Source organism: Deinococcus sp. AB2017081 (assembly GCF_034440735.1).
In the GTDB taxonomy this organism is placed as follows: domain Bacteria; phylum Deinococcota; class Deinococci; order Deinococcales; family Deinococcaceae; genus Deinococcus; species Deinococcus rufus.
Map to the genome: position 1 here is coordinate 1,433,704 of NZ_CP140098.1, position 21,685 is coordinate 1,455,388.

Consider the following 21,685-nt stretch of genomic DNA (forward strand, 5'->3'; position numbering starts at 1 on the left):
TCAGATCACACATCGAATTCCAGATGGGCCGGAATCGCCAGGGGAGCTAGCGCTCCGGCTTCTACCAGTCATACCCTCATCACTGGCACTTTGGCAGCCGAGCTGTTAGCCTTAACACCTCGTTCCAGCATCCTCACAGGAGTCGCCTGTCATGACCGATCGCAAGACCGTGACCCTCGCCGATGTGGCTGCCCTGGCTGACGTCTCACAGCAGACCGTGTCGCGCGTGGTGACTGGCTACGGGCAGGTCTCGCCCCGCACCCGCGCCCGCGTGCAGGCGGCACTGGCGGAACTGAACTATGTGCCCAACCGCCTGGCGACCGGGCTGGCGCGGCAGCGCACCTACTCGGTCGGCTTCGCCACCGTCGACCTGTCGCTGCACGCGCCGTCGCAGCTGACCGCCGGGATCGAGCATGCCGCCCGGCAGGCCGGGTACAGCCTGCTGGTGTCCATCGTCGCCGCGAACGGGCTGAGCGCCACCACGCACACCCTGCGCGGCCTGCGCGAGCGGCAGGTCGACGGCGTGCTGCTCAACGCCTCGCTGGACACTGCCGACGCGCTGGAGGTTCAGCGCCGCTTCCCCGGGCTCCCCTGCGTGTTCATGGACGTGGCGCCGGGCACGCCCGTTCCGGCCGCCCTGCTCGATCAGGTACACGGAGCGCGGCTGGCGGCCGAGCACCTGCTGGCACTCGGGCATACCCGGATCGCGTTCGTGGACGGCCCCCGGCACGCGGTCGTGGAGAACGCCCGGCATCAGGCGTGGCTGGGGACGCTGGGCGCGCGCGGCCTGCGCCCGGTGGCGACCGCCGAGGGGGACTGGAGTCCGGCCAGCGGCTACGCGGCCACACAGCACCTGCTCGCCGCCGGCGTGCCCTTCACGGCGGTGCTGGTCGCGAACGACCAGATGGCGGTCGGCGTGCTGCGGGCTCTGTGGGAACGCGGCCTGAACGTCCCGGCCGACGTGTCGGTGGTCGGCTACGACGACACGCCGGAGAGCGCGCTGCTGATCCCGCCGCTGACCACGATCCGCCAGGATTTTCCGACGCTGGGTACCCGTGCCTTCGCGCACCTGCTGGAAGTGCTGGAGGGGGACGGGTCGCACACGCCGCAGGTACTGACGGTGCCCGAACTGGTCGTGCGGGCCAGCACCGCCCCGCCCTCTGGCGAGCGCCAGAGCGTGCAGACGGCACTGGACACCCTGCGGGCGGCCCTGGCGGCCCGACAGGACTGATCGGTGTGATCCCCGCAGGTCTGGGTCAGGCGCTGTCCAGCACCTCGAAACTGACGGGGGCCAGCGTGCGGCCCTGCCACTGGACAGGATCGGCCGTCCAGTTCTGCACCAGCGTCCGTCCCGCCCGGCGGCTGAGGCGCACGCCGTCGGGCAGGTCTGTGACCGGCACGCCGGCGGCCCGCAAGACCTCGGCCAGCACCGTGCGGATCAGCGTCGGGCTGTGGGCCCCGATGACCGTGGCGTTCCCGTGCGTGGCGACCGCCGGCTGGCCGTGCAGCGGGCCGCCCGCATAGACGTGGGTCGCCTCCGCGCCCTGGAGCCGGTAGCTCTCGGCCCAGCCGCCTGCCTGGAAGGGCCCGCCCGGCCCGGTCACGTCCTGGCGCAGGGTGGGCCGCAGCGAGTCGAACTGCAGCAGCTTCACGCCCAGCAGGCCCGACAGCGGCCCTGGCTGTCCCTCAGGCCAGGTCTGGCCGCCGGGCATGCGGAAGGCTGTGCGCGGGCCGCAGACCAGACGTGTGCCCCGCTCGGTGGCCTGGGCCCAGCGGGCCGCGCGGATGTCAGAGACCAGCGTGATCGCCGGAGCGACGACGACCGCGTAGGCGCTCAGGTCGGCATCGGCATGCACGATGTCCACGTCCACGCCCAGCGAGCGCAGCGCTCCGTGGTACGCGGCCAGCTGACCCCAGTACGTCATGGTGGCCGAGTGCCGCTGCTGGTCGTACAGCCACAGGCTCTCGTAGTCGTGCAGCACGGCCACACGGCTGCGCACCGGCCCGGTGGGGAACTGGGTCTGCTCCAGGGCCCGCACCTCGGCCAGGCCCCGGTCCTCGGTCTCGTCGTGGCGCAGCAGGCCCGAGTGCATGACCTCCTGCGCCATGGTGGCCGCCCGCCAGCGGAAGTAGCTGACCACATCCGCGCCGTGGGCCCACGCCTGCGCGGTCCACAGCTGCACCGCGCCGTCGGCCGGCAGGGGGTTGTAGGGCGCCCAGTTCACCTGGCCGCACTGCTGCTCCATGATCCACATGCCGGGCGGCGTGCCCTTCCCCTCGCGGCCCAGCCCAGCCCCGCCCGCCGCCAGCGAGCGGTACAGGTCGTGGTTCAGGGCGATCAGGTCCGGGTGCCCGGTGCGGGCGTAGCGGGTCTTGAGTTCATCGTCCGTGCCGGGCGGCGCAAAGAACTCCAGCATGCCCAGCGGGTAGCTGTCCCACGACGCGAAGTCCAGACCCCACGCGACCTCGTAGTGATCGAAGCCCGACTCGAAGATCATGAAATTGTGGGTGATGAAACGTCCCGGCGACATCTCTCGCAGGATCTCCACCTGCTCGCGCTGGAACTCCGCGATCAGGCCCGAGCAGAAGCGGGCGTAGTCGAGCACGTGTGACGGATTGAGTTCCGTGACCGTCAGGATCGGTGGGCGGATCTGGTCGAAGGCCGAGTACTCCATGCTCCAGAACACGTTGCCCCACGCCTCGTTCAGACGTTCCACGACGCTGTACTTCCGGCGCAGCCACTCCGGGAAGGCCGCCGCGCTCGCCCCGCCGTAACTGCGGGAGGTGGCGTGGCAACCGAACTCGTTGTCGGTCTGCCAGCCCACGACCGCCGGGTGGCGTCCGTAGCGCAGCGCCATGGCCAGCGTCACCCGGCGCGAGTGCTCGCGGTACACGGGCGACGCGAAATCGTAGTGGCGGCGGGATCCGAATTCCCGCACCCGGCCCTGCTCGTCGTGGGGCAGGATCTCCGGGTGGGCACGGATCAGCCACGCGGGCGGTGTGGCCGTCAGGGTACACAGCACGACCTTCAGGCCGGCGGCGTGGTACTGCTCGACCGCGTGATCCAGCCACGACCAGTCGTAGCGTTCCGGGTGCGGCTCGATGCGACTCCACGCGAACTCCGCAATCCGGACAAACGCCAGACCCGCGTCCTTCTGCTGCTGGGCATACCGGGCCCAGCGGTTCTGGGGGACGTGCTCGGGATAATCGCAGGAGCCCAGCAGCAGGTGGGGTGGGGTGGAGGCAGACGGATCGGTCATGCGTCATCCTTCCCCAGCACCCACATGAGAAGCGTGGGAACGGGCTCCCTGGACGACACCACGCCGGAAGGTACGGATGACCCCCGGTGCCCGCTGGGCGCACCGGGGGCCGCAGGGAGCCGGGTTCAGCCGACGTCCACGAGTTCCACGTCGAAGATCAGGGTCGCGCCGCCGGGGATCACCCCGGGGACGCCCGCCGCGCCGTACCCCAGGTGGGCCGGCACGGTGAGGCGCGCCTTGTCGCCCACGTTCAGCTGCGCGATGCCGTCGTCCCAGCCCTTGATGACGTACCCCACGCCCAGCGGAAACTCGATGGGCTGCCCACGGTCGCGGCTGGAGTCGAACTTCTGTCCGCTCTCTAGGGTACCGGTGTAGTGCACCTTGACCATCTTGCCGGCCTGGGCCGGAGCACCGTGGCCCTCATGATATTTCTCGACCTTCAGTTCCTGCGTCATGCGCGTCAGGGTACGCCCTGTCCGGGCGAACCTCCCCGCACCCTGAAGCGACCATGAAGGTCTGCCCAAGGTGGTGTCCGGTGCCTGCTACCCTGGGCAGCCATGAAGGCGTCGTCGGCTCAGTCCTCCTCCTCCGCCCTGGCACGGGCCTGGCGGACGTGGATCGTGGGGGCGCTGCTGCCGGTCTACCTGTTCACGACCTTCGTCGGCACCCTGGCCCGCGTGGACGGCGACTCGATGGATCCGACCCTGCACAGCGGAGACGTGCTGGTGCTCCTGAAGTACCCACGCTGGCAGCGGGCATGGGGCCTGGGCGGGGCGTATCCGCGCCGGGGCGACCTGCTCGTCTTCAAGGCGCCGGCCGACAGCCCGTATGCCTACGAGACCGTGTGGGGCGTGCGACACCGCCCCTACAACATCAAGCGGGTCGTCGCGCTGGCGGGGGACTCGGTCGCGGTGCAGGATGGCCGCGTGACTGTGAACGGCCGGGCCCTGACCGAGGCCTACGCCAGCGAGGGCTTCGTGCAGGATCAGCCCGCCCAACGCGTGCCGCCGGCCAGCGTGTGGGTTCTGGGCGACAACCGCCGCCTGGGCGAGAGTCTGGACAGCCGTGCGTACGGCCCCGTGCCCCTGCGGGACGTGGCGGGGCCGGCTGACCTGCGGCTGTGGCCACAGCCCGGGGTAGTGCGGCGCTGATGACCCGTGGCGGCCCGGAGCGGTCTGGCTGACGGCGGCACGATCGACAGGAGCTCCACACCGTCCCGGAAGACCACATGTCGCGTCAGGATCACGCACTGGCGGGCGGGGTGATCCTGACGTGTCCGGGGCCTGGGTGCGTGACGGTACCGGGGCGATCCCGTCGGGGCTTACTGCGGCGTGATGGCGCTGTGAACCTCAGTGAGACGGGGCGTGGTGTGCCGGCGGGGCCGTCGACTCGCGGACGATCAGTTCCGTCGGGAACGGGGGGGGCATCGACACGGCGCGCCCCTCGGCCAGATCGACGAGCATGTGGATGGCCAGCGAGCCCATCTCGTGGAGGGGCTGGCGCACCGTGGTCAGGGCCGGACGCGTCTGGGCCGCGATGGGGAAGTTGTCGAAGCCCACCACCGACACGTCGCGCGGCACGCTGAGGCCCAGATCCTGGGCCGCATGGATGGCCCCGACGGCCATGGCGTCACTCGACGCGAAGATGGCCGTGGGCGGGCGGCGCAGGCCGAGCAGCACGCGGGTCGCCGCCTCCCCGCTCGCCTTGCGGTAATCGCCGTCCTGCACGTAGCTGCGCGGCACCTTCACATCCGCCTCGCGCAGGGCGTCATGGTACGCGCGCAGGCGTTCGGCGGCGTCGTCCCGGTCGCTGTCGGCCGAGTGTGCGCCCGTCAGCGGATCGACGCGGAACGCCAGGGCCCCGGTGATGATCGCGATCCGGGTGTGCCCCAGGCCGAGCAGGTGGGTCATCGCCTGGCGCGCGCCGCCGTAGTTGTCCACGCTCAGGGGCCGCGCACTCGGGCCGTCCACGCTGATCACATGCTCCGGCACCTGGCCAGCACCGAGGTGATCGTGATGGTCGGGCTGCACGAGCAGCGCTCCGACCGAGAGCCGGCCCATCACGGACAGGTCGCTGGCGGTGCGGGTGCCCCGCATCAGGACGGCCAGGTCGTAGTCCAGCCGTTCGGCCGCCTCGGCGGCGCCCATCAGCACCTCGCTCGCATAGGGCAGGTTGATCTGACGTGTCACCACGCTGAGGATGCGGCCCCGCCCGCCCGCCAGGGCCCTGGCCATCGGATTGACGCGGTAGCCGGTCTGGGCAATGGCGTCCAGCACGCGCTGCCGGGTCTGCGGGCGGACGTTGGGCTTGTTGTTGATGACGTTCGAGACGGTCATGGCCGAGACCTGCGCCTGCTGGGCGACGTCCGCAATGGTGATGGGTCGGGGCAGCTGGGTCACGGGCGTCCTCGCTGGGCTCGGTGCAGTGGATGACTCTTTACTTTCCAGGTGTTGTAGCGGTACACTACTCCCGTACACACAATCCGTCAATGGACACCTGTCCGTCTACCCCCACTGGTACGTAGCTTTTCGCCTCTGACGTCTGGTTTTTAGCGGTACAAGTTTCGTGCTCCATCCGGAGGTTCCCATGAAGACAGCCCTCGCCATCGCCGTGCTCGTCAGCGCCGCCCTGAGCAGCGCCGCCCAGGCCCAGAAGACCTTCACCGTCGTGCGGCCCACCCAGTGGGGCGCGCAGAACATGAACCCCTTCGCGCCGGGCGACCAGCGCCTCGGGGCCACCGCCTCCACCATCTACGAATCGCTGTTCTTCGTGAACATGCTCGACGGCAAGGTGACCGAGGTGCTCGGCACCAAGTACGCGTGGAGCAAGGACAACCGCACCCTGACCATCACCACCCGCTCCGGCGCGAAGTGGTCGGACGGCACGGCCTTCACCGCGAAGGACGCCGCCTTCACCTTCAACTACATCAAGCAGTACCCGGCGCTCGACACCTCCGCGCTGTGGAAGAACGGGCTCGCCTCGGCCAAGGCGACCAACGACACCACCCTGGTGCTGACCTTCGACCGCTCGAACACCCCGATCTTCATGGACATCGCCAACGTCCTGATCGTGCCCGAGCACATCTGGAGCAAGATCACGACCCCGCTGACCGAGGCCAACGCCAAGCCGGTCGGCACCGGGCCCTTCGTCTTCGACCAGTACAGCCAGCAGGCGGTGCGGGTGGTCAAGAACCCCAACTACTGGATGAAGGACAAGCCCGCCATCGACGCGGTCGTGTGGGTGTCCACCAACAGCAACGACGCCGCGCAGCTCAAGCTGATGAAGGGCGAGGCCGACTTCGGGTACATCGGCCTGGCCGATCCCATCGGCGGCTTCCAGAAGAAGGGCCCCAACAACGCCTTCTACTGGCCGGTGGACAACAACAACTACCTGTACTTCAACACCGCCAAGGCCCCCTTCAACGACGCCGCGTTCCGCCGCGGACTGTCGCAGGCCGTGAACACCCAGGACGTCGCCCTCAAGGCGTACTCGGGCGTCGCCAAGGGCGCGCACTCCAGCGGCATCATCCCCGCGCAGCTCAAGTCGTGGCTGCCGGCCGGCGTGAACTCGCTGAAGTTCGACCCCGTCGCTGCCGACAAGGCCCTGACCGCCGCCGGGTATAAGAAGGACGCCACCGGCAAACGCCTGGGCAAGGACGGCAAGCCGCTGCCCGCCTTCAAGATCCTGGTGGGCGCGGGCTGGACCGACTTCATCACCATGGCCACCACCATCGGCGAGAACCTCAAGAAGGTCGGGATCAACACCAGCGTCGACCAGCAGCAGTGGAGCTCCTACGCCGGCGGCCTGCAGTCGGGAACGTACGACATGGGGATCAGCTGGGGCTGGGGCAACGGCCCCACGCCGTACCTGCTGTACTACAAGAGCTTCGACCCGGACTTCAGCGCTCCCGTCGGTAAGACCGCGCCGTCGAACCTCTCGCGCTACACCAACCCTGTCATCACCAAGGCGCTCGAGACGTACCGCAGCAGCAGCGACGCCGCCGTGCAGAAGAAGGCCATCGGCGACATCGTGAAGGTCGTCATGCAGGACATGCCCTTCCTGCCCCTGACGGATCGCAGCGAGTTCGCGAACTTCAACACCAGCAAGTTCACGAACTTCCCCAGCGCGCAGAACCCGTACAACTACGGCAACCCGGACGACTCGACCGGCGCGCGCCTGATGTACCTGAACGTCAAGCCCAAGTAACCGTGCCGCGCACGACGCGCGCGGCGGTCTCGGGGTCATAGGGTCAAACCGTCTAACCGCAGAAGCGTGGCGCTGACCACTCCGCTGCGGTTAGATTTTCAGCTCCTTCAGACTGGTAGACCGTTCGACCGTGTGACGCACCGGAGGTGCACAATGGCCTACATCCTGCGCAAGCTGGGCTTCCTGATCTTCACGCTGTGGGTGGCTGCCACCCTGAACTTCGTGCTGCCGCGCCTCGTGCCGGGCGACCCGGTGGGGGCCATGCTGGCCAAATACCAGGGCAAGCTGGATCCGTCGGCCGTGGACGCGCTGCGTCTCGCGTACGGCCTGACCGACCAGGGCAGTCCGCTGCAGCAGTACGTCACGTACCTGGGCAACCTGCTCCAGGGCGATTTCGGGCGCTCGATCAGCCAGTTCCCCACGCCCGTCATGGACATCGTGCGCATGGCCGCGCCGTGGACGATCGGGTTGGTCGGCGTGACGACCGTGCTGGCCTTCCTGCTCGGCAGCGCGCTGGGCGTGTACAGCGCGTGGCGGCGCGGCACCCCCCTGGCCGACGCCATGCCGCCCATCGCCCTGTTCCTGAATTCCATGCCGTACATGTTCGTGGGGCTGGGCCTGCTGTACCTGCTGGCCTTCAAATCGAGCGTGTTTCCCCTCGGCAACGCCCTCGACCCCTTCCTCAAGACGTGGTCGCCGGAGTGGTGGTCGAGCATGCTGCGCCACGCCGTGCTGCCCGCCCTGACGCTGCTGGTCGTGTCGGCCGGCGGGTGGCTGATCACCATGCGCAACAACGTCATGAGCGTCATGGGCGAGGACTACATCGCCTTCGCGCGCGCCAAGGGCCTGACCGAGAAGCGGCTGCTGCACCGCTACGTGCTGCGCAACGCCCTGCTGCCGAGCTTCACGGCCTTCGGCATGGCCATGGGCTTCGTGGTGGGCGGCGCGATCCTCATGGAGGTCGTGTTCTCGTACCCGGGGCTGGGCCTGCAGCTCAACAACGCCGTGACGACGCTGGACTACCCCCTGATGCAGGCGCTGTTCTTCTTCATCGCGCTGGCGGTGCTGCTCGCCAACTTCATCGTGGACCTGCTGTACGTGTACGTCGATCCGCGCGTGCGTGACGGGAAGGGCACGTGAACGGCGCGCTGACCATCCTGCGCCGCTCGCCGCGGGCCACGGCGGGCGCGGTCATGGTGCTCGTCATGATGCTCATGGCCGTGTTCGCGCCGCTGCTCACGCCGTACTCGCCCACGTCGCAGGAGTACGGCGCGTGGATCACGCCGGGCCGCGAGCATCTGCTCGGCACCACGGCGCTGGGCCAGGACGTGTGGGCGCAGGTGCTGTACGGCGCGCGCACCACCCTCCTGATCGGCATCATGGCAGGCCTGATCGCCACCCTGATCGGCACGTCGGTCGGCCTGGCCGGGGCGTACTTCGGCGGGCGCGTCGAGGACGTGCTGAACGTCATCACCAACGTGTTCCTGGTGCTGCCGGGGCTGCCGCTCCTGATCATCGTGAGCGCCTTCGTGCGCGGCGCGGGCATCTGGTCGATCATCCTGGTCATCGCGTTCACCGGCTGGGCGTGGGGTGCGCGCGTGATCCGCTCGCAGGCGCTGGCGCTGAGGAACCGCGACTTCGTGCAGGCGGCCATCGTGTCGGGCGAGCGTCCGGGCCGCATCATCTTCGCGGAGATGCTGCCGAACATGGCGGGCCTGATCGCCGCGAACTTCTTCTCGACCGCGCTGTACGCCGTGCTGTCGGAGGCGGGGCTGGCGTTCCTGGGCTTCGGCGACGTGAGCACCGTCACGTGGGGCACCATGCTGTACTGGGCGCAGGCCCGCGGAGCGCTGCTGCAGGGCGCGTGGTGGTGGATCGTGGCCCCGGGCCTCCTGATCGCGCTGCTGGGCACAGCCTTCGCGCTGCTGAACTTCGGCATCGACGAGGTCACCAATCCCAAGATCGTGCATTCCGTGGGGGCGACGAAGGTGCTGCGCCGCCGCAAGAAGGAGCGCGCGGCCCCCGCCCCCACGGGCACGCCGGCCCTGCTGTCCATCCGCGACCTCGACGCCGGGTACGCCACGCCGCAGGGGCGCGTGCGGGCGGTGCGCGACGTGGGCCTGGACATCGCGCCGGGCGAGTTCGTGGGGCTGGCCGGCGAGTCCGGCTGCGGGAAGTCCACGCTGGCCTTCGCCGCCACGCGGCTCCTCGACGCGCCGGGCGCGGTGTTCGGCGGCGAGTCGGTGCTCGCCGGGCAGGATCTGCTCGACCTGTCGAGCGAGGAACTGCGCCGGGTGCGCTGGAAGGACTACTCGATGGTCTTCCAGGCGAGCATGAACATCCTCAACCCGGTCATCAAGGTGCGCGAGCAGGTCTACGACGCCATGCAGGCGCACGGGGTCACGGACAGGGCGCAGCTCGACGCCCGCGCGCGCGAGCTGTTCCGGCTGGTCGGCATCCGCGAGAGCTACCTCGACGCCTTCCCGCACCAGCTGTCGGGCGGCATGAAGCAGCGCGTGGTGATCGCCATCGCGCTCGCGCTGGAGCCGAAGCTGGTCGTGATGGACGAGCCCACCACAGCCCTCGACGTGGTCGTGCAGCGCCAGATCCTGCAGGAGATCGACGCGGTGCGCCGCCGCCTGGGCATCAGCATCCTGTTCATCACGCACGACCTGTCGCTGCTCGTCGAGATGAGCGACCGGATCGCGATCATGTATGCCGGTGAAGTGATCGAGGAGGCCCCGGCCAAGGTGCTGTACGCGGATCCCAAGCACCCGTACACCCGCAAGATGATGAGCGCGTTCCCGCCGCTGGATGGCCCGCGCGAGCGCCGCGAGGGCATTCCCGGCCGGCCGCCGCCGCTGAGCGCGGAGCTGCCTGGCTGCCCGTTCTTCGAGCGCTGCCCCAGCCGCATGCCCGGCAAGTGCGACGCGCACAAGCCCGCGAGCGTGGAGCTGAGCCCCGGTCACCGCGTGGCGTGCTTCCTGCACTCCGACGCCGTCAAGGAGTTCTCCGATGCCGCCGACTGAGACGCCCACCTCCCTGGCCCCCGCGCTGGAACTCCAGCACGTCACCAAGCGCTTCTCGGTGGGGCGCGGCAGCGCGACCGTCACCGCCGTGAACGACATGACCCTGTCCATCGGGCGCGGCGAGGTGCTCGGGCTGGTCGGCGAGTCGGGGAGCGGCAAGAGCACCATCGCGCGGCTCGTGACGCGCCTGCACGACCCGACCGAGGGCGCGATGCGCCTGGACGGCCGCGACGTGCCCGCCCGCCTGCGCGGCAGGGAGCTGCGGAGCTTCCGGCGCAACGTGCAGATGATCTTCCAGGATCCCTTCGCGAGCCTGAACCCGCTGCACACCGTGGGGTACATCGTGGGCCGGCCGCTGCGCATCCACGGACTGGCACGCGGCGACGACGTCCAGACGCAGGTGGCGGCGCTGCTCGACCGGGTGGGCCTGACGCCCGGCGCGGCCTATGCCGCCAAGCGCCCGCACGAGCTGTCGGGCGGGCAGCGGCAGCGCGTGGTGATCGCCCGCGCGCTCGCGGCGCGCCCCACCCTGATCCTCGCGGACGAGCCGACCAGTGCCCTGGACGTCTCGATCCGGCTCGACATCATGAACCTGCTGCTCGACCTCGTCGCGCAGGAGGGCCTGAGCATGCTGTTCATCACGCACGACCTCGCGGGCGCGCGGTACATGAGCGACCGCATCGCGGTGATGTACGCCGGGCACCTCGTGGAGATCGGCCCGGCCGCGGACGTGATCGGCGATCCACAGATGCCGTACACGCAGCTCCTGAAAAGCGCCGCGCCCAAGCCGGAGGGCAACCTCGCGGCGGGGGCCCTGGAGGCGCGCGGCGAGGTGCCGGACCTGACGAACCTGCCGCCCGGCTGCCCCTTCGAGCCGCGCTGCCCGTATGCGCGCGCGGTGTGCCGCGAGGGGTTGCCGAAGCTGTACGAGGTCGGCCCCGGGCACCACGCCCGCTGCATCCTGCACGACCCGGCGCTCGCGGCGCAGCCGCCCATCCATCCGGTCGTCGCCGCGACATGACCTGCACGACCCCCGTCGTCCGCGCCGGGAGTCGTGTATCATTCCCGGCGATCTGAACCGATTCAGTCCTCACCCTCTTTCGCGAGGTACTTTCCATGACTGACACCATCCACAGGCCGCCCGGAGCCGTCGACGTCGACGCGCTGCTCGACGGGCTCACGCTGGAGGAACAGGTCTCGCTCCTCGCTGGCGCGGACTTCTGGCGCACGGTCGCCATCCCGCGTGTGAACGTTCCCAGCCTGAAGGTGAGCGACGGCCCCGCCGGCGTCCGCGGCGGCGGCCCCCTGATCGGCGCGATGAAGACGGCCGCGTACCCGGTCGGCATCGCCCTGGGCAGCACGTGGAACGTGAACCTGCTACGCGAGGTCGGCGCGTCCCTGGCCCGCGAGGCGCTCGACAAGGGCGCGGGCGTGCTGCTCGCCCCGACCATCAACGTGTTCCGCTCGGCGCTGAACGGCCGCAACTTCGAGAACTATGCGGAAGACCCGGTCCTGACCGGCCGGCTCGCCGTGGCGTACGTGCAGGGCCTCCAGGAGAACGGCGTGGCGGCCACGCCCAAGCACTTCGCCGGCAACGAGTCCGAGTACCAGCGCGGCACCATCAGCAGCGACATCCCCGCGCGCGCCATGCGCGAGCTGTACCTGCGGCCCTTCGAGATGGTGGTGCGCGAGGCTGACCCGTGGGCCATCATGACCGCGTACAACCGCCTGGACGGCACGTACTGCTCCGAGCACCCGTGGCTGCTGGAGACCGTGCTGAGGAAGGAATGGGGCTTCTCGGGCCTGGTCATGAGCGACTGGGGCGGCACCCACTCGGCCGGCGAGAGCGTGCGCGCGGGCCTGGATCTGGAGATGCCCGGCCCCGCCAGGGCCCGCGCCGGCCTGCTGGCCGAGGCGCAGGCGGATCCCGCGACCGCCGCCGCCGTGAAGGAACGCGCCCGCGCGGTGCTGCGCCTGATCGAGCGCACCGGAACCTTCGCGAACCCGCGCGACGTGAGCGACAGCGCCGAGAAGGACACCGAGTACCCCGAGACGCGCGCCCTGATCCGCCGCGCCGGGGCCGAGGGCATGGTGCTCCTGAAGAATGCGGGCGGCGTGCTGCCCCTCCCGGCGGGCGCGAGCGTGGCCGTGGTCGGCCCGAACGCCGCGGCGGCGCAGGTCATGGGCGGCGGCAGCGCCCAGATGAATGCGCACCGCCGCGTGTCGCCCCTCGACGGCCTGCGCGAGGCCCCGGGCGCGGGCGCGGTCACGACCGCGGTGGGCTGCGACAACGACAAGTTCCTGCCGGTGCCGCAGGTGCCGGTGCATGTCGAGTACCGCGCGCACGCCGGCGGCGACGTGGCGGCCACCGACGACCGCCCGCAGGCCGAGGTGATGTGGTTCGCATACCCGGAGGGCGTGAATCCCCTGGACTTCCACGGCACCCTGACCCTGACCGTGCACGCCCCGCAGGACGGAGCCTACGACTTCAGCCTCGCGAGCGCGGGCCTGAGCCGCCTGTCGGTGGACGGGCAGGAGCTGGTGGACAACTGGGACGCGTGGCGGCAGGGCGACACGTACTTCAACTTCGGCTCCGACGAGGTGCGGGAGCGCACGACCCTGACGGCCGGGCCGCACACCGTCACGGTGACGTTCCAGCCGCACGTGATCGACAACGGCATCGCGGGCTTCAATGCCGTGCGCATCGGCTTCCGCGCCGAGCCGGACGAGGGCAGCGTGGCGCAGGCCGCCGCCGTGGCCGCCGCCGCCGACTACGCCGTGGTGTGCATCGGCACCAACGGCGACTGGGAGACCGAGGGCGTCGACCGCTGGGGGCTGGGGCTGCCGGGCCGGCAGGACGAACTCGTGGCCGCCGTGCGCGCCGCCAACCCGAACACCATCGTGGTGCTCCAGACCGGCGGGCCGGTCACCATGCCGTGGCTGGACAGCGTGCCCGCCGTGCTGCAGGCGTGGTTCCCCGGGCAGGAGGCCGGGCACGCCATCGCGGACGTCCTGTACGGCCGCGCGGAGCCCGGCGGCCGCCTGCCGCAGACCTTCCCCGCGTCCCTCAAGGACGACCCCACACACCCCCTGAACCCCGACGTGCAGTACCCCGGGGTGGAGGGCCACGTGGAGTACCGCGAAGGCCTGTACACCGGGTACCGGCATGTCGACCGCGCCGGCATCACGCCGCTCTTCCCCTTCGGCTTCGGGCTCAGCTACACGACCTTCGAGCTGAGCAGCCCGGCCCTCAGCGCGGCGAGCGTCGGGGCGGGGGAGAGCGTCACGGCCAGCGTGCAGGTGAAGAACACCGGCTCCCGCGCCGGCAGCACGGTCGTGCAGCTGTACGTCCGTGACCGCGAGAGCTCCCTCGACCGGCCCGCGAAGGAGCTCAAGGCCTTCGCGAAGGTGCACCTGCAGCCGGGCCAGATCCAGACCGTCACCCTGCCCGTGGACATGCGCGACCTCGCGTACTACGACGACGGTCAGGGGGCCTGGGTCGCCGAGGCGGGCGACTTCGACCTCCTGATCGGGCAGAGCAGCACGGATCTGCCCCACACCCTCCGCCTCTCGCTCAGCACCGACTGGAAGGAACCCACCGCATGACCCAGCCCCACACGCCAGGAACCCTGTCCGTCCAGCTCTACACCTTCCGCGACGCCTACGCCGCCGATCCCGCCGGCACCATCGCCCGCGTCGCCGGCCTGGGCTTCAAATACATCGAGCCCTTCGGCATCGGCAACCACGGCCTGAGCAACGCCGACAAGGTGGGCAGGGCGAAGGAACTGCGCGCGCTGCTCGACGCGAACGGCCTGCAGGCCCCGACCGCGCACACCGCCGCCCCCATGGGCGAGAATGCCGAGGCCGTGCTCGACGCCATCGAGGCGCTGGGCACGACCATGCCCGTGATCTCGTGGCCGGGCGAGGTGCCGGGCTTCGAGCGCAACGTGATGGACACGAAGGACGGCACCGAGCGCTTCGCCGACGCCCTGAGCGAGGCGTCGGGCCACGCGCGGTCGCGCGGCCTGAGCCTGGGCTACCACAACCACTGGTGGGAGTGGAGCCAGTTCGAGGGGCAGTATGCCTACGACCTGCTGCTGTCGCGCGTGAGCCCCGACGTGTTCGTCGAGATGGACACGTACTGGGCGCACACCGGCGGGCAGGACATGCCCGCGCTGCTGCGCCGCTTGGGTGACCGCGTGAAGGCGCTGCACCTCAAGGACGGCCCCGCCACGCCCGACGCCGACCAGACGCCGCTCGGCACCGGCAAGGTGGACTACGCGGCCGCCATTGCCGCCGCACCATCCGCCCGCTGGCACGTGCTGGAGATGGACCGCACGGCCGGCGACGTCTTCGCCGAGGTGGGCCAGAGCGCCCAGACCCTCATCGATCAAGGAGTGTCATCATGGCAGTAACCCCGCAAGTCATCGGCATCATCGGCACCGGCAACATCAGCGCGGCGTACCTGAAGATCGCGCGTGACCTCGGCCTGTTCCGCGTGAAAGCGGTTTCAGACATGGACGCCGCGCGCGCCGCCGAGGTCGCCGCCGAGTACGGCATCCAGGCCATGACCCTGGACGAGCTCCTCGCCGACCCCGAGATCGTCGCGGTCGTGAACCTCACGCCCCCCGGCGCGCACGCCGACGTGAGCCTGAAGGCCCTGAACGCCGGCAAGCACGTGTACTCCGAGAAACCCCTGGCCGTCGAGCGCGAGGACGGCCAGAAGATCATGGATCTGGCCGCGAGCCGGGGCCTGCGCGTCGGCTGCGCGCCCGACACCGTGCTCGGCGCGGGCATCCAGACGGCCCGCGAGGTCATCGACGCCGGCCGTATCGGCCGCCCCGTCGCCGCGAACGCCTTCATGATGAGCAGCGGCCCGGAGTCCTGGCACCCCAACCCCGACTTCTTCTACCAGCGCGGCGCGGGCCCTCTGTTCGACATGGGCCCGTACTACCTGACCGCCCTGGTCACGCTGCTGGGCGGCGTGCAGAAGGTCAGTGCCACGACCACCAAGGCCTTCGAGCAGCGCCCCATCACCAGCCAGCCGCGCGCCGGCGAGTTCATCACCGTGAACACGCCCACGCACGTCGCCGCGAACCTCACGCTGGAGGGCGGCGCGGTCGCCACCCTGGTCACGTCCTTCGACGTGCCGAGCAGCGAGGTGCCGCGCATCGAGATCCACGGCACCGAGGGCACCCTGAGCGTCCCCGACCCGAACACCTTCGGCGGCCCCCTGAAGATCCGCCTGAAGGGCGAGAAGGAGTGGACGGAGATTCCCCTCACCCGCCCCTTCCGCGAGAACTCGCGCGGGATCGGCCTGGCGGACATGCTGGACGCCGACGCCAGCGGCGGGACGTTCCGTGCCAGCGGCGACCTCGCCATGCACGTGCTGGACGTCATGCACACCATCCTGGAGTCGGCCGAGCAGGAGAAGACCCTGACGCCCCGCACGGCCACGCCGCGGCCCGCCGCGCTGGACGCGCAGCCCGGCTGGTTCGCCGCGCCCGCCACCGGCGACTGACGTGGACGGCGCGGCGGGGCCGGCCCGCTGGGCGACCATGGCGGCGTTCTTCATCAATGGCGCGGCCATGGCCACGTGGGCGGCGAACATCCCCTCGGTGCGCGAGCGGCTGGGCCTGGGGGAAGCGACCCTGGGCTTCGCGCTGCTGGGCATCGCCGTGGGGAGCGTGGGGGCCTTCGCCCTCGCGGGCCGCCTGAGCGCCCGGTACGGCAGCCGGCCCGTCATCATCGCCGCCGCCGCCCTGACCATCCCGCTCGTGCCGGCCCTGATCGCCGCGCCCAGCCTGCCCGTCCTCGTGCTCACGCTGCTGCTGTTCGGCTTCGGCATCAGCGTGATGGACGTCGCCATGAACGCCCACGGCGTGCTCGTCGAGCGGCGGCTGGGCCGGCCGATCCTGTCGTCCCTGCACGGCCTGTGGAGCGCCGGCTCGCTCGTCGGTGCGGGCGCGACCACGTTGCTGCTGCGCGCCGGCGTGACCCCCGTGGCGCTCGCGCTGCTGGCCGCGGGCGTCCTGGCCGCGCTGGCCGTGGTCGCCCTGCCGCGCCTGCTGCCGGGCACCCTCGACCGCGGCGCGCACGGTGACGGCCCCACCTTCGTCCTGCCGCGCGGCCCGCTGCTCGCCCTCGCGGCGCTGTCGTTCCTCGCCTTCGTCGGCGAGGGGGCCATCGCGGACTGGAGCGCCGTGTACATCCGCGACGCCCTGAAGACCGACGCCGGCCTCGCGGCGGGCGGCCTGGTGGCCTTCAACGCCGCCATGTTCGTCGCGCGGCTGGTCGGCGATCCGGTGCGCGCCCGCGTGTCCGCTCCCCTTTTGCTGCGCGTGTGCGGTGGCCTGGCGGCGGTGGGCATGGCGGCGGCGCTGCTGGCCCCCACGCCCGCCCTGGCCTTCGCCGGCTTCGCGCTGTGCGGGCTGGGCTTCTCCAACGTCGTGCCCGTGCTGTTCAGCGCGGCCGGCGCGCTGCCCGGCACGCCCGCCGCGACCGGCGTGGCCGCCGCCGCCTCGGCCGGGTACGCCGGCTTCCTGATCGGCCCGCCCGTCATCGGCGTGGTCGCCGGGGCCATGAGCCTGCAGCTCGCCCTCGTCCTCGTCGTCGTGTTCGCCGCCCTGATCGCCGCCGCCGCGGGCACCGTCCGCGCCGCTGCGCCCGTGGGGGCCGCCCCCGCCACGCCCTGACCGTCCGGCCCCACCCGCCCGGATCGGGGATGATGGAGCCCTGAGGCCCCGTCCCCGTCCACCCCTCTCAAGGAGGCCCTATGCCCCGTCCCGTCACCCTGTTCACCGGCCAGTGGGCCGACCTGCCGCTCGCCGAACTCGCGCCCCTGGCGAAGAAGATGGGCTACGACGGCCTGGAACTCGCCTGCTGGGGCGACCACTTCGACGTGCAGGCCGCCCTGAAAGACGACTCGTACGTGCAGCAGAAGCGCGAGCTGCTCGACTCGCACGGCCTCCAGTGCCATGCGATCAGCAACCACCTCGTCGGGCAGGCCGTGTGCGATCCCATCGACGCCCGCCACAAAGCCATCGTGCCCGCCCACGTGTGGGGCGACGGCGACCCCGAGGGCGTCCGGCAGCGCGCCGCGCAGGAGATCATCGACACCGGGCACGCCGCCGCGAAGTTCGGCGTGAAGACCGTCAACGGCTTTACCGGCTCCAGCGTGTGGCACAGCCTCTACGCCTTCCCGCCCACCGACCAGGCGTACTGGAACGCCGGTTTCGAGGACTTCGCGCGCCGCTGGACGCCCATCCTCGACTCGTTCGACAAGGACGACATCAACTTCGGCCTGGAAGTCCACCCGACCGAGATCGCCTTCGACCTCGCCACGTCGCAGCGCGCCATTGACGCCGTGGGCGGGCACAAACGCTTCGGCTTCAACTACGACCCCAGCCACCTCGGGTACCAGCACGTGGATTACGTGCGCTTCATCCGGCAGTTCGCGGGCCGGATCTTCCACGTGCACATGAAGGACGTCTGGTGGGGCCACGGCAGCGGCGAGGTCGGCGTATTCGGCGGCCACACCGATTTCGGCGACGCGCGGCGCTACTGGGACTTCCGCTCCGTCGGGCGTGGCGACATCAAATTCGAGGACATCATCGTCGCCCTGAACGACATCGGCTACGCCGGCCCCCTGAGCATCGAGTGGGAGGACTCGCGCATGGATCGCGTGCACGGCGCGACCGAGAGTGCGGCGTACACCCGCCGGCTCGACTTCCCCGGCTCGAACGTGGCCTTCGATGCCGCGTTCGCGAAGGACAGCCAGTGAGCGGGCGGCCCCTGAAACTCGGGATGGTCGGCGGCGGGCAGGGCGCGTTCATCGGCGCGGTGCATCGCACGGCCGCCCGCCTGGACGGGCACTACGGGCTCGTCGCCGGGGCGCTGTCCAGCACGCCGGAGAAGGCGCTGGCGTCCGGCCGCGACCTGGGCCTGCCCGACGACCGCTCGTACCCCACGTGGGAAGCCATGCTGGAGGGCGAACTCGCCCGGCCGGTGGGGGAGCGCATCGACGCGGTGAGCATCGTCACGCCGAACCACATGCACTACCCGGTCGCGCGGGCCTTCGCGGCGGCCGGTATCCACGTCATCTGCGACAAGCCGCTCGTGCACACCAGCGAGCAGGCGAACGACCTGCTGGCCGTGGTCAGGGAGTCCGGCGTGGTCTTCGCGGTCACGTACAACTACACCGGCTACCCCCTGATCCGCCACGCGCGCGATATGGTCGCGGCCGGCACGCTGGGCGAGATCCGCAAGGTCGTCGTGGAGTACCACCAGGGCTGGCTCGCCACGAACCTGGAGGCGCAGGACAGCAAACAGGCCGACTGGCGCACCGACCCGGCCCGCAGCGGCATGGCGGGCGCGGTGGGCGACATCGGCTCGCACGCCGAGAACCTCGCCGCGACCGTCACCGGCCTGGAGCTGGAGTCCATCTGCGCCGACCTGACCACCTTCGTGCCGGGCCGCCGCCTGGACGACGACGGCAGCGTCCTCCTGCGCTTCGCGGGCGGTGCGCGCGGCGTGCTGATGTGCTCGCAGGTCGAGGTCGGCGAGGAGAACGACCTGCGGCTGCGCGTGTACGGCACGCAGGGCGGCCTGAGCTGGAGCCAGGAGAACCCCAACCGCATGGAGTACACCCCGCTGGACGGCCCCCGGCAACTTCTCACGCGCGGGCAGGGCTACCTCAGCCCCGCCGCGCAGGCCGCCACCCGCATCCCCGCCGGGCACCCGGAAGCGTTCCTCGAAGCCTTCGCGAACGTGTACACCGGCGCGGCCGAGGCCATCCGCGCCCGCCAGGAGGGCCGCGCCCCCGACCCCCTGATCGCCCTCTACCCTACGCTGGAGGACGGCGCACGCGGCGTGCACTTCATCGAGAAGACCGTGGAGAGCGCCCAGAGCGACCGCAAGTGGACGGACGCCCGCTGGAGCGCGCCGCAGTAGCGCAGGAACCTGACCGGCGACCCCGTGGCCTCACAGCAGATTTCAGAGGCATTGAGGAATGCCCTCAATGCCTCTGAAACGAGCGGAGCGAGTCCCTGACAGGGCAGCGGTTGGAAGTGGAGCCCTGGGGCATCCCTTCAGCCCCGGGGCGGAACTGAAAACCGCTGTCAGCGCTGCGGGGTCGTTGCGTCGTCGAGCATCCGGCGCACGGCGTCCTCGACGTGGATGCGCGTCGTGTCGAACACGGGCACCGTCGTGTCCGGCGCTCCCACCAGCAGCGTGATCTCCGTGCAGCCCAGGATCAGGCCCTGCGCGCCCCGCGCCACCAGTCCGGCCATGACGCGCCGGTACACCTCGCGCGACTCCGGGCGGATGACGTTCCGGCACAACTCGTCGAAGATGATGCGGTGAACCTCGGCCCGCTCGTCCGCCTCCGGCACGATCACGTCCAGGCCGTATTTCCCGGCCAGCCGGCCCGTGTAGAAGTCCTGCTCCATGGTGAACGCCGTCGCCAGCAGGCCCACCCGCGTCAGGCCCGCCGCGCGGAGGCGCTCGCCCGTCGCGTCCGCGATGTGCAGGAGCGGGATGGACACGGCGTCCGCGACTTTGTGCATGGTGTTCGTGGCGAGGAGCAGCGCCCCCGCGCCCGCTCCCTCCAGCCTGCGTGCGGCGTCGGCCAGCAGTGCGCCCGCCGCGTCCCACTCGCCCGAGCGTTGCAGGGCGGCGACCTCCGCGAAGTCCACGGAGTGCAGCAGCACCCGCGCCGAGTGCAGGCCGCCCCGCTCCCGCGCGACCTCCTCGTTCAGCACGCGGTAGTATTCCGCCGTGCTCGTCCAGCTCATGCCGCCCAGGATGCCCAGCAGTCTCATGCGTCCATTCTGGGCGTCATGGACGCCAGTCGCTGCGGCACGTGCCGTTCCAGCAGGGCGATCAGCTCCGCGTCCATGCACACGGCCACATCTGCCCACTCCAGCACGTCGCGGCTGACCGGCGTCTCCGCATCCCGGTTCGTTCCGGCGGACGTGACCTCCCCGCCGTCCACCGTTCGGAACACCGCCCCGGCGGTCGGGCTGCTCAGTCGGTGCACACGAACACCACGCGCAGGGGCCGGGTCACGGTTCGCGCCCCGTCGTCAGCCACGTCGCCTCGTCCGGCGCGATATCGGCCGGTGCGTGGGCGTGTGCCCAGGCTGCCGCCGCCTGCGTGTCGTACGGGGTTCGGCGGAATTCCACGCTCCAGGCTCCGTCCTGGCGGGTCAGCAGCACCCAGCGGCCCAGCGGCAGACCGTCCTTGTGGCGCGACACTGGCCCGGCGTTGACGACAGTCACGCCGTCCACGACCGTCAGCAGCTCGCGGTGCGTGTGGCCGACCACGCAGACCCGACCGCCGGTCTCGAACGAGAAGCCGTCCAGGCGCTCACGGATCTCGGCGACGTGGGCCGGTCGCGTGTGCCCGCCGTCTTCCTCGGTGAGCAGCAGGTCTTCCCATGGACTGCGGGGGCTGCCGTGCGCCAGCCTGACCTCGCCGCCGGCCACGTCCACGCGGGTGGGCAGGGCGGCCAGGACCGGGGAGGCCTCCGGTGGCAGCTGCGAGCGCACCCACGTGCGCATGGCCTCCTTGCCGTCGCGCATCCCGGCCACGCGCTCGTCCGTGTTGCCGCGCACGGTCGGCGGCGCGTGCTCCTGCTGCAGGGCCCATGCCCGGCCCGGGTCGGCCGCGCCCCACACCGTGTCGCCCAGGTTGTACACGGCGTCGGGTGCGGCCGTCTGGATGGCGTCCAGCACCGCCTGGAGCGCGTAGGCGTTGCCATGCACGTCCCCGAAGACCGCGAGCCTCACTGCGGTTTCCGGATCGCTGCGAAGACAGCCGCGAAGATCAGCAGGAACACGATGGCCGACACCACCGCCGCCCCGACATTCACGCCGGGCCGCAGCAGCTCGCCCGAGAGGCTGTAGATCAGGTACGGCGGGGCCCAGCCCAGCGCGTACAGGGCCGCACGCTGCACATACGGCCGGGTGCGCAGCGCCTGCCCGAAGATCCGCAGGGTATAGACCATGGCCGGCAACAGCAGCAGCTGGACGGCATAGAACCACACCGGCAGCGTTGCGAAGCCGTAGCGGGTGCCTGCGAACAGGATATTGATGACCGCGATGCCCACGCCGGTAAGCACCGCTGCACGAATCAGGGGAGACGACATCCACTGATCTTCGCATGCCTGGGCGCCGCGTCCTGTGACCG

Annotated in this window: 19 protein-coding genes; 12 read left to right on the forward strand and 7 right to left on the reverse strand. The window is 70.7% G+C overall.

Translation table 11 applies throughout. The features are described 5' to 3' along the window. The first annotated feature begins 151 nt into the window (after positions 1 to 151). Positions 152 to 1,231 carry a LacI family DNA-binding transcriptional regulator gene (locus tag U2P90_RS07020; protein ID WP_322474355.1) on the forward strand — a complete coding sequence of 360 codons (1,080 nt, stop codon included), beginning with the start codon at positions 152 to 154 and terminating at the stop codon, positions 1,229 to 1,231. Positions 1,232 to 1,256: 25 nt separating this feature from the next. Here the strand turns inward: U2P90_RS07020 and U2P90_RS07025 are convergent, their stop codons facing one another. Then, positions 1,257 to 3,260, reverse strand: a complete 2,004-nt coding sequence (locus U2P90_RS07025) for a beta-galactosidase (protein WP_322474356.1) — start codon at positions 3,258 to 3,260, stop codon at positions 1,257 to 1,259. A 125-nt stretch (positions 3,261 to 3,385) separates the two neighbouring features. Beyond that, positions 3,386 to 3,715: an FKBP-type peptidyl-prolyl cis-trans isomerase gene (locus U2P90_RS07030; RefSeq protein ID WP_295815702.1), complete on the reverse strand. Its 330-nt coding sequence runs from the start codon at positions 3,713 to 3,715 to the stop codon at positions 3,386 to 3,388. 102 nt (positions 3,716 to 3,817) lie between these two features. Between U2P90_RS07030 and lepB the strand changes: the two genes are divergently transcribed. Further along, positions 3,818 to 4,411: a signal peptidase I gene (gene lepB / locus U2P90_RS07035; RefSeq protein ID WP_322474357.1), complete on the forward strand. Its 594-nt coding sequence runs from the start codon at positions 3,818 to 3,820 to the stop codon at positions 4,409 to 4,411. Between the two features lie 198 nt (positions 4,412 to 4,609). Here the strand turns inward: lepB and U2P90_RS07040 are convergent, their stop codons facing one another. Next, complete coding sequence (locus U2P90_RS07040; protein WP_322474358.1) at positions 4,610 to 5,659, reverse strand: LacI family DNA-binding transcriptional regulator; 1,050 nt, start codon at positions 5,657 to 5,659, stop codon at positions 4,610 to 4,612. Positions 5,660 to 5,846: 187 nt separating this feature from the next. On the opposite strand from U2P90_RS07040, the gene U2P90_RS07045 reads away from it, so the two are divergent. The 10 genes from U2P90_RS07045 to U2P90_RS07090 all read left to right on the forward strand — a co-directional run bounded on the left by U2P90_RS07045 (position 5,847) and on the right by U2P90_RS07090 (position 19,447). Beyond that, positions 5,847 to 7,466 carry an ABC transporter substrate-binding protein gene (locus tag U2P90_RS07045; protein ID WP_322474359.1) on the forward strand — a complete coding sequence of 540 codons (1,620 nt, stop codon included), beginning with the start codon at positions 5,847 to 5,849 and terminating at the stop codon, positions 7,464 to 7,466. A 153-nt stretch (positions 7,467 to 7,619) separates the two neighbouring features. After that, positions 7,620 to 8,606: an ABC transporter permease gene (locus U2P90_RS07050; protein WP_295815708.1), complete on the forward strand. Its 987-nt coding sequence runs from the start codon at positions 7,620 to 7,622 to the stop codon at positions 8,604 to 8,606. Then, a complete protein-coding gene (locus U2P90_RS07055) occupies positions 8,603 to 10,495 on the forward strand; it encodes a dipeptide/oligopeptide/nickel ABC transporter permease/ATP-binding protein (protein WP_322474360.1) in 1,893 nt (630 codons plus the stop codon). The genes U2P90_RS07050 and U2P90_RS07055 overlap by 4 nt, the downstream gene beginning before the upstream one ends. Continuing rightward, positions 10,482 to 11,516 carry an ABC transporter ATP-binding protein gene (locus U2P90_RS07060; RefSeq protein WP_295815711.1) on the forward strand — a complete coding sequence of 345 codons (1,035 nt, stop codon included), beginning with the start codon at positions 10,482 to 10,484 and terminating at the stop codon, positions 11,514 to 11,516. Before U2P90_RS07055 ends, U2P90_RS07060 begins: the two co-directional genes overlap by 14 nt. A gap of 95 nt (positions 11,517 to 11,611) precedes the next feature. Next, positions 11,612 to 14,101: a glycoside hydrolase family 3 C-terminal domain-containing protein gene (locus U2P90_RS07065; protein ID WP_322474361.1), complete on the forward strand. Its 2,490-nt coding sequence runs from the start codon at positions 11,612 to 11,614 to the stop codon at positions 14,099 to 14,101. Then, positions 14,098 to 14,910 (forward strand): sugar phosphate isomerase/epimerase family protein, encoded by an 813-nt coding sequence (locus tag U2P90_RS07070; RefSeq protein ID WP_322474362.1) that lies wholly within the window; start codon positions 14,098 to 14,100, stop codon positions 14,908 to 14,910. Before U2P90_RS07065 ends, U2P90_RS07070 begins: the two co-directional genes overlap by 4 nt. Beyond that, complete coding sequence (locus tag U2P90_RS07075; RefSeq protein WP_295815717.1) at positions 14,901 to 16,016, forward strand: Gfo/Idh/MocA family protein; 1,116 nt, start codon at positions 14,901 to 14,903, stop codon at positions 16,014 to 16,016. Before U2P90_RS07070 ends, U2P90_RS07075 begins: the two co-directional genes overlap by 10 nt. 1 nt (position 16,017) lies before the next feature. Further along, on the forward strand, positions 16,018 to 17,190 hold the full coding sequence (locus U2P90_RS07080; protein ID WP_322474363.1) for an MFS transporter: 1,173 nt from the start codon (positions 16,018 to 16,020) through the stop codon (positions 17,188 to 17,190). 80 nt (positions 17,191 to 17,270) lie between these two features. Further along, on the forward strand, positions 17,271 to 18,278 hold the full coding sequence (locus U2P90_RS07085) for a sugar phosphate isomerase/epimerase family protein (RefSeq protein WP_322474364.1): 1,008 nt from the start codon (positions 17,271 to 17,273) through the stop codon (positions 18,276 to 18,278). Continuing rightward, positions 18,275 to 19,447: a Gfo/Idh/MocA family protein gene (locus tag U2P90_RS07090; protein ID WP_322474365.1), complete on the forward strand. Its 1,173-nt coding sequence runs from the start codon at positions 18,275 to 18,277 to the stop codon at positions 19,445 to 19,447. The genes U2P90_RS07085 and U2P90_RS07090 overlap by 4 nt, the downstream gene beginning before the upstream one ends. A gap of 167 nt (positions 19,448 to 19,614) precedes the next feature. On the opposite strand, the gene U2P90_RS07095 is transcribed toward U2P90_RS07090, so the two are convergent. From U2P90_RS07095 to U2P90_RS07110, 4 genes are read right to left on the reverse strand one after another with little or no spacing between them, the layout of a single operon-like run. Beyond that, positions 19,615 to 20,316 (reverse strand): aspartate/glutamate racemase family protein, encoded by a 702-nt coding sequence (locus U2P90_RS07095; protein ID WP_322474366.1) that lies wholly within the window; start codon positions 20,314 to 20,316, stop codon positions 19,615 to 19,617. Then, the gene (locus tag U2P90_RS07100) at positions 20,313 to 20,534 is read right to left on the reverse strand and encodes a hypothetical protein (RefSeq protein ID WP_322474367.1); all 222 of its coding nucleotides are present in this window, start codon (positions 20,532 to 20,534) and stop codon (positions 20,313 to 20,315) included. The genes U2P90_RS07095 and U2P90_RS07100 overlap by 4 nt, the downstream gene beginning before the upstream one ends. A 25-nt stretch (positions 20,535 to 20,559) precedes the next feature. After that, positions 20,560 to 21,285 (reverse strand): metallophosphoesterase family protein, encoded by a 726-nt coding sequence (locus tag U2P90_RS07105; protein WP_322474368.1) that lies wholly within the window; start codon positions 21,283 to 21,285, stop codon positions 20,560 to 20,562. Further along, positions 21,282 to 21,644, reverse strand: coding sequence for a hypothetical protein (locus tag U2P90_RS07110; protein WP_322474369.1), 363 nt, complete (start codon positions 21,642 to 21,644; stop codon positions 21,282 to 21,284). Before U2P90_RS07110 ends, U2P90_RS07105 begins: the two co-directional genes overlap by 4 nt. Positions 21,645 to 21,685: the final 41 nt, after the last annotated feature.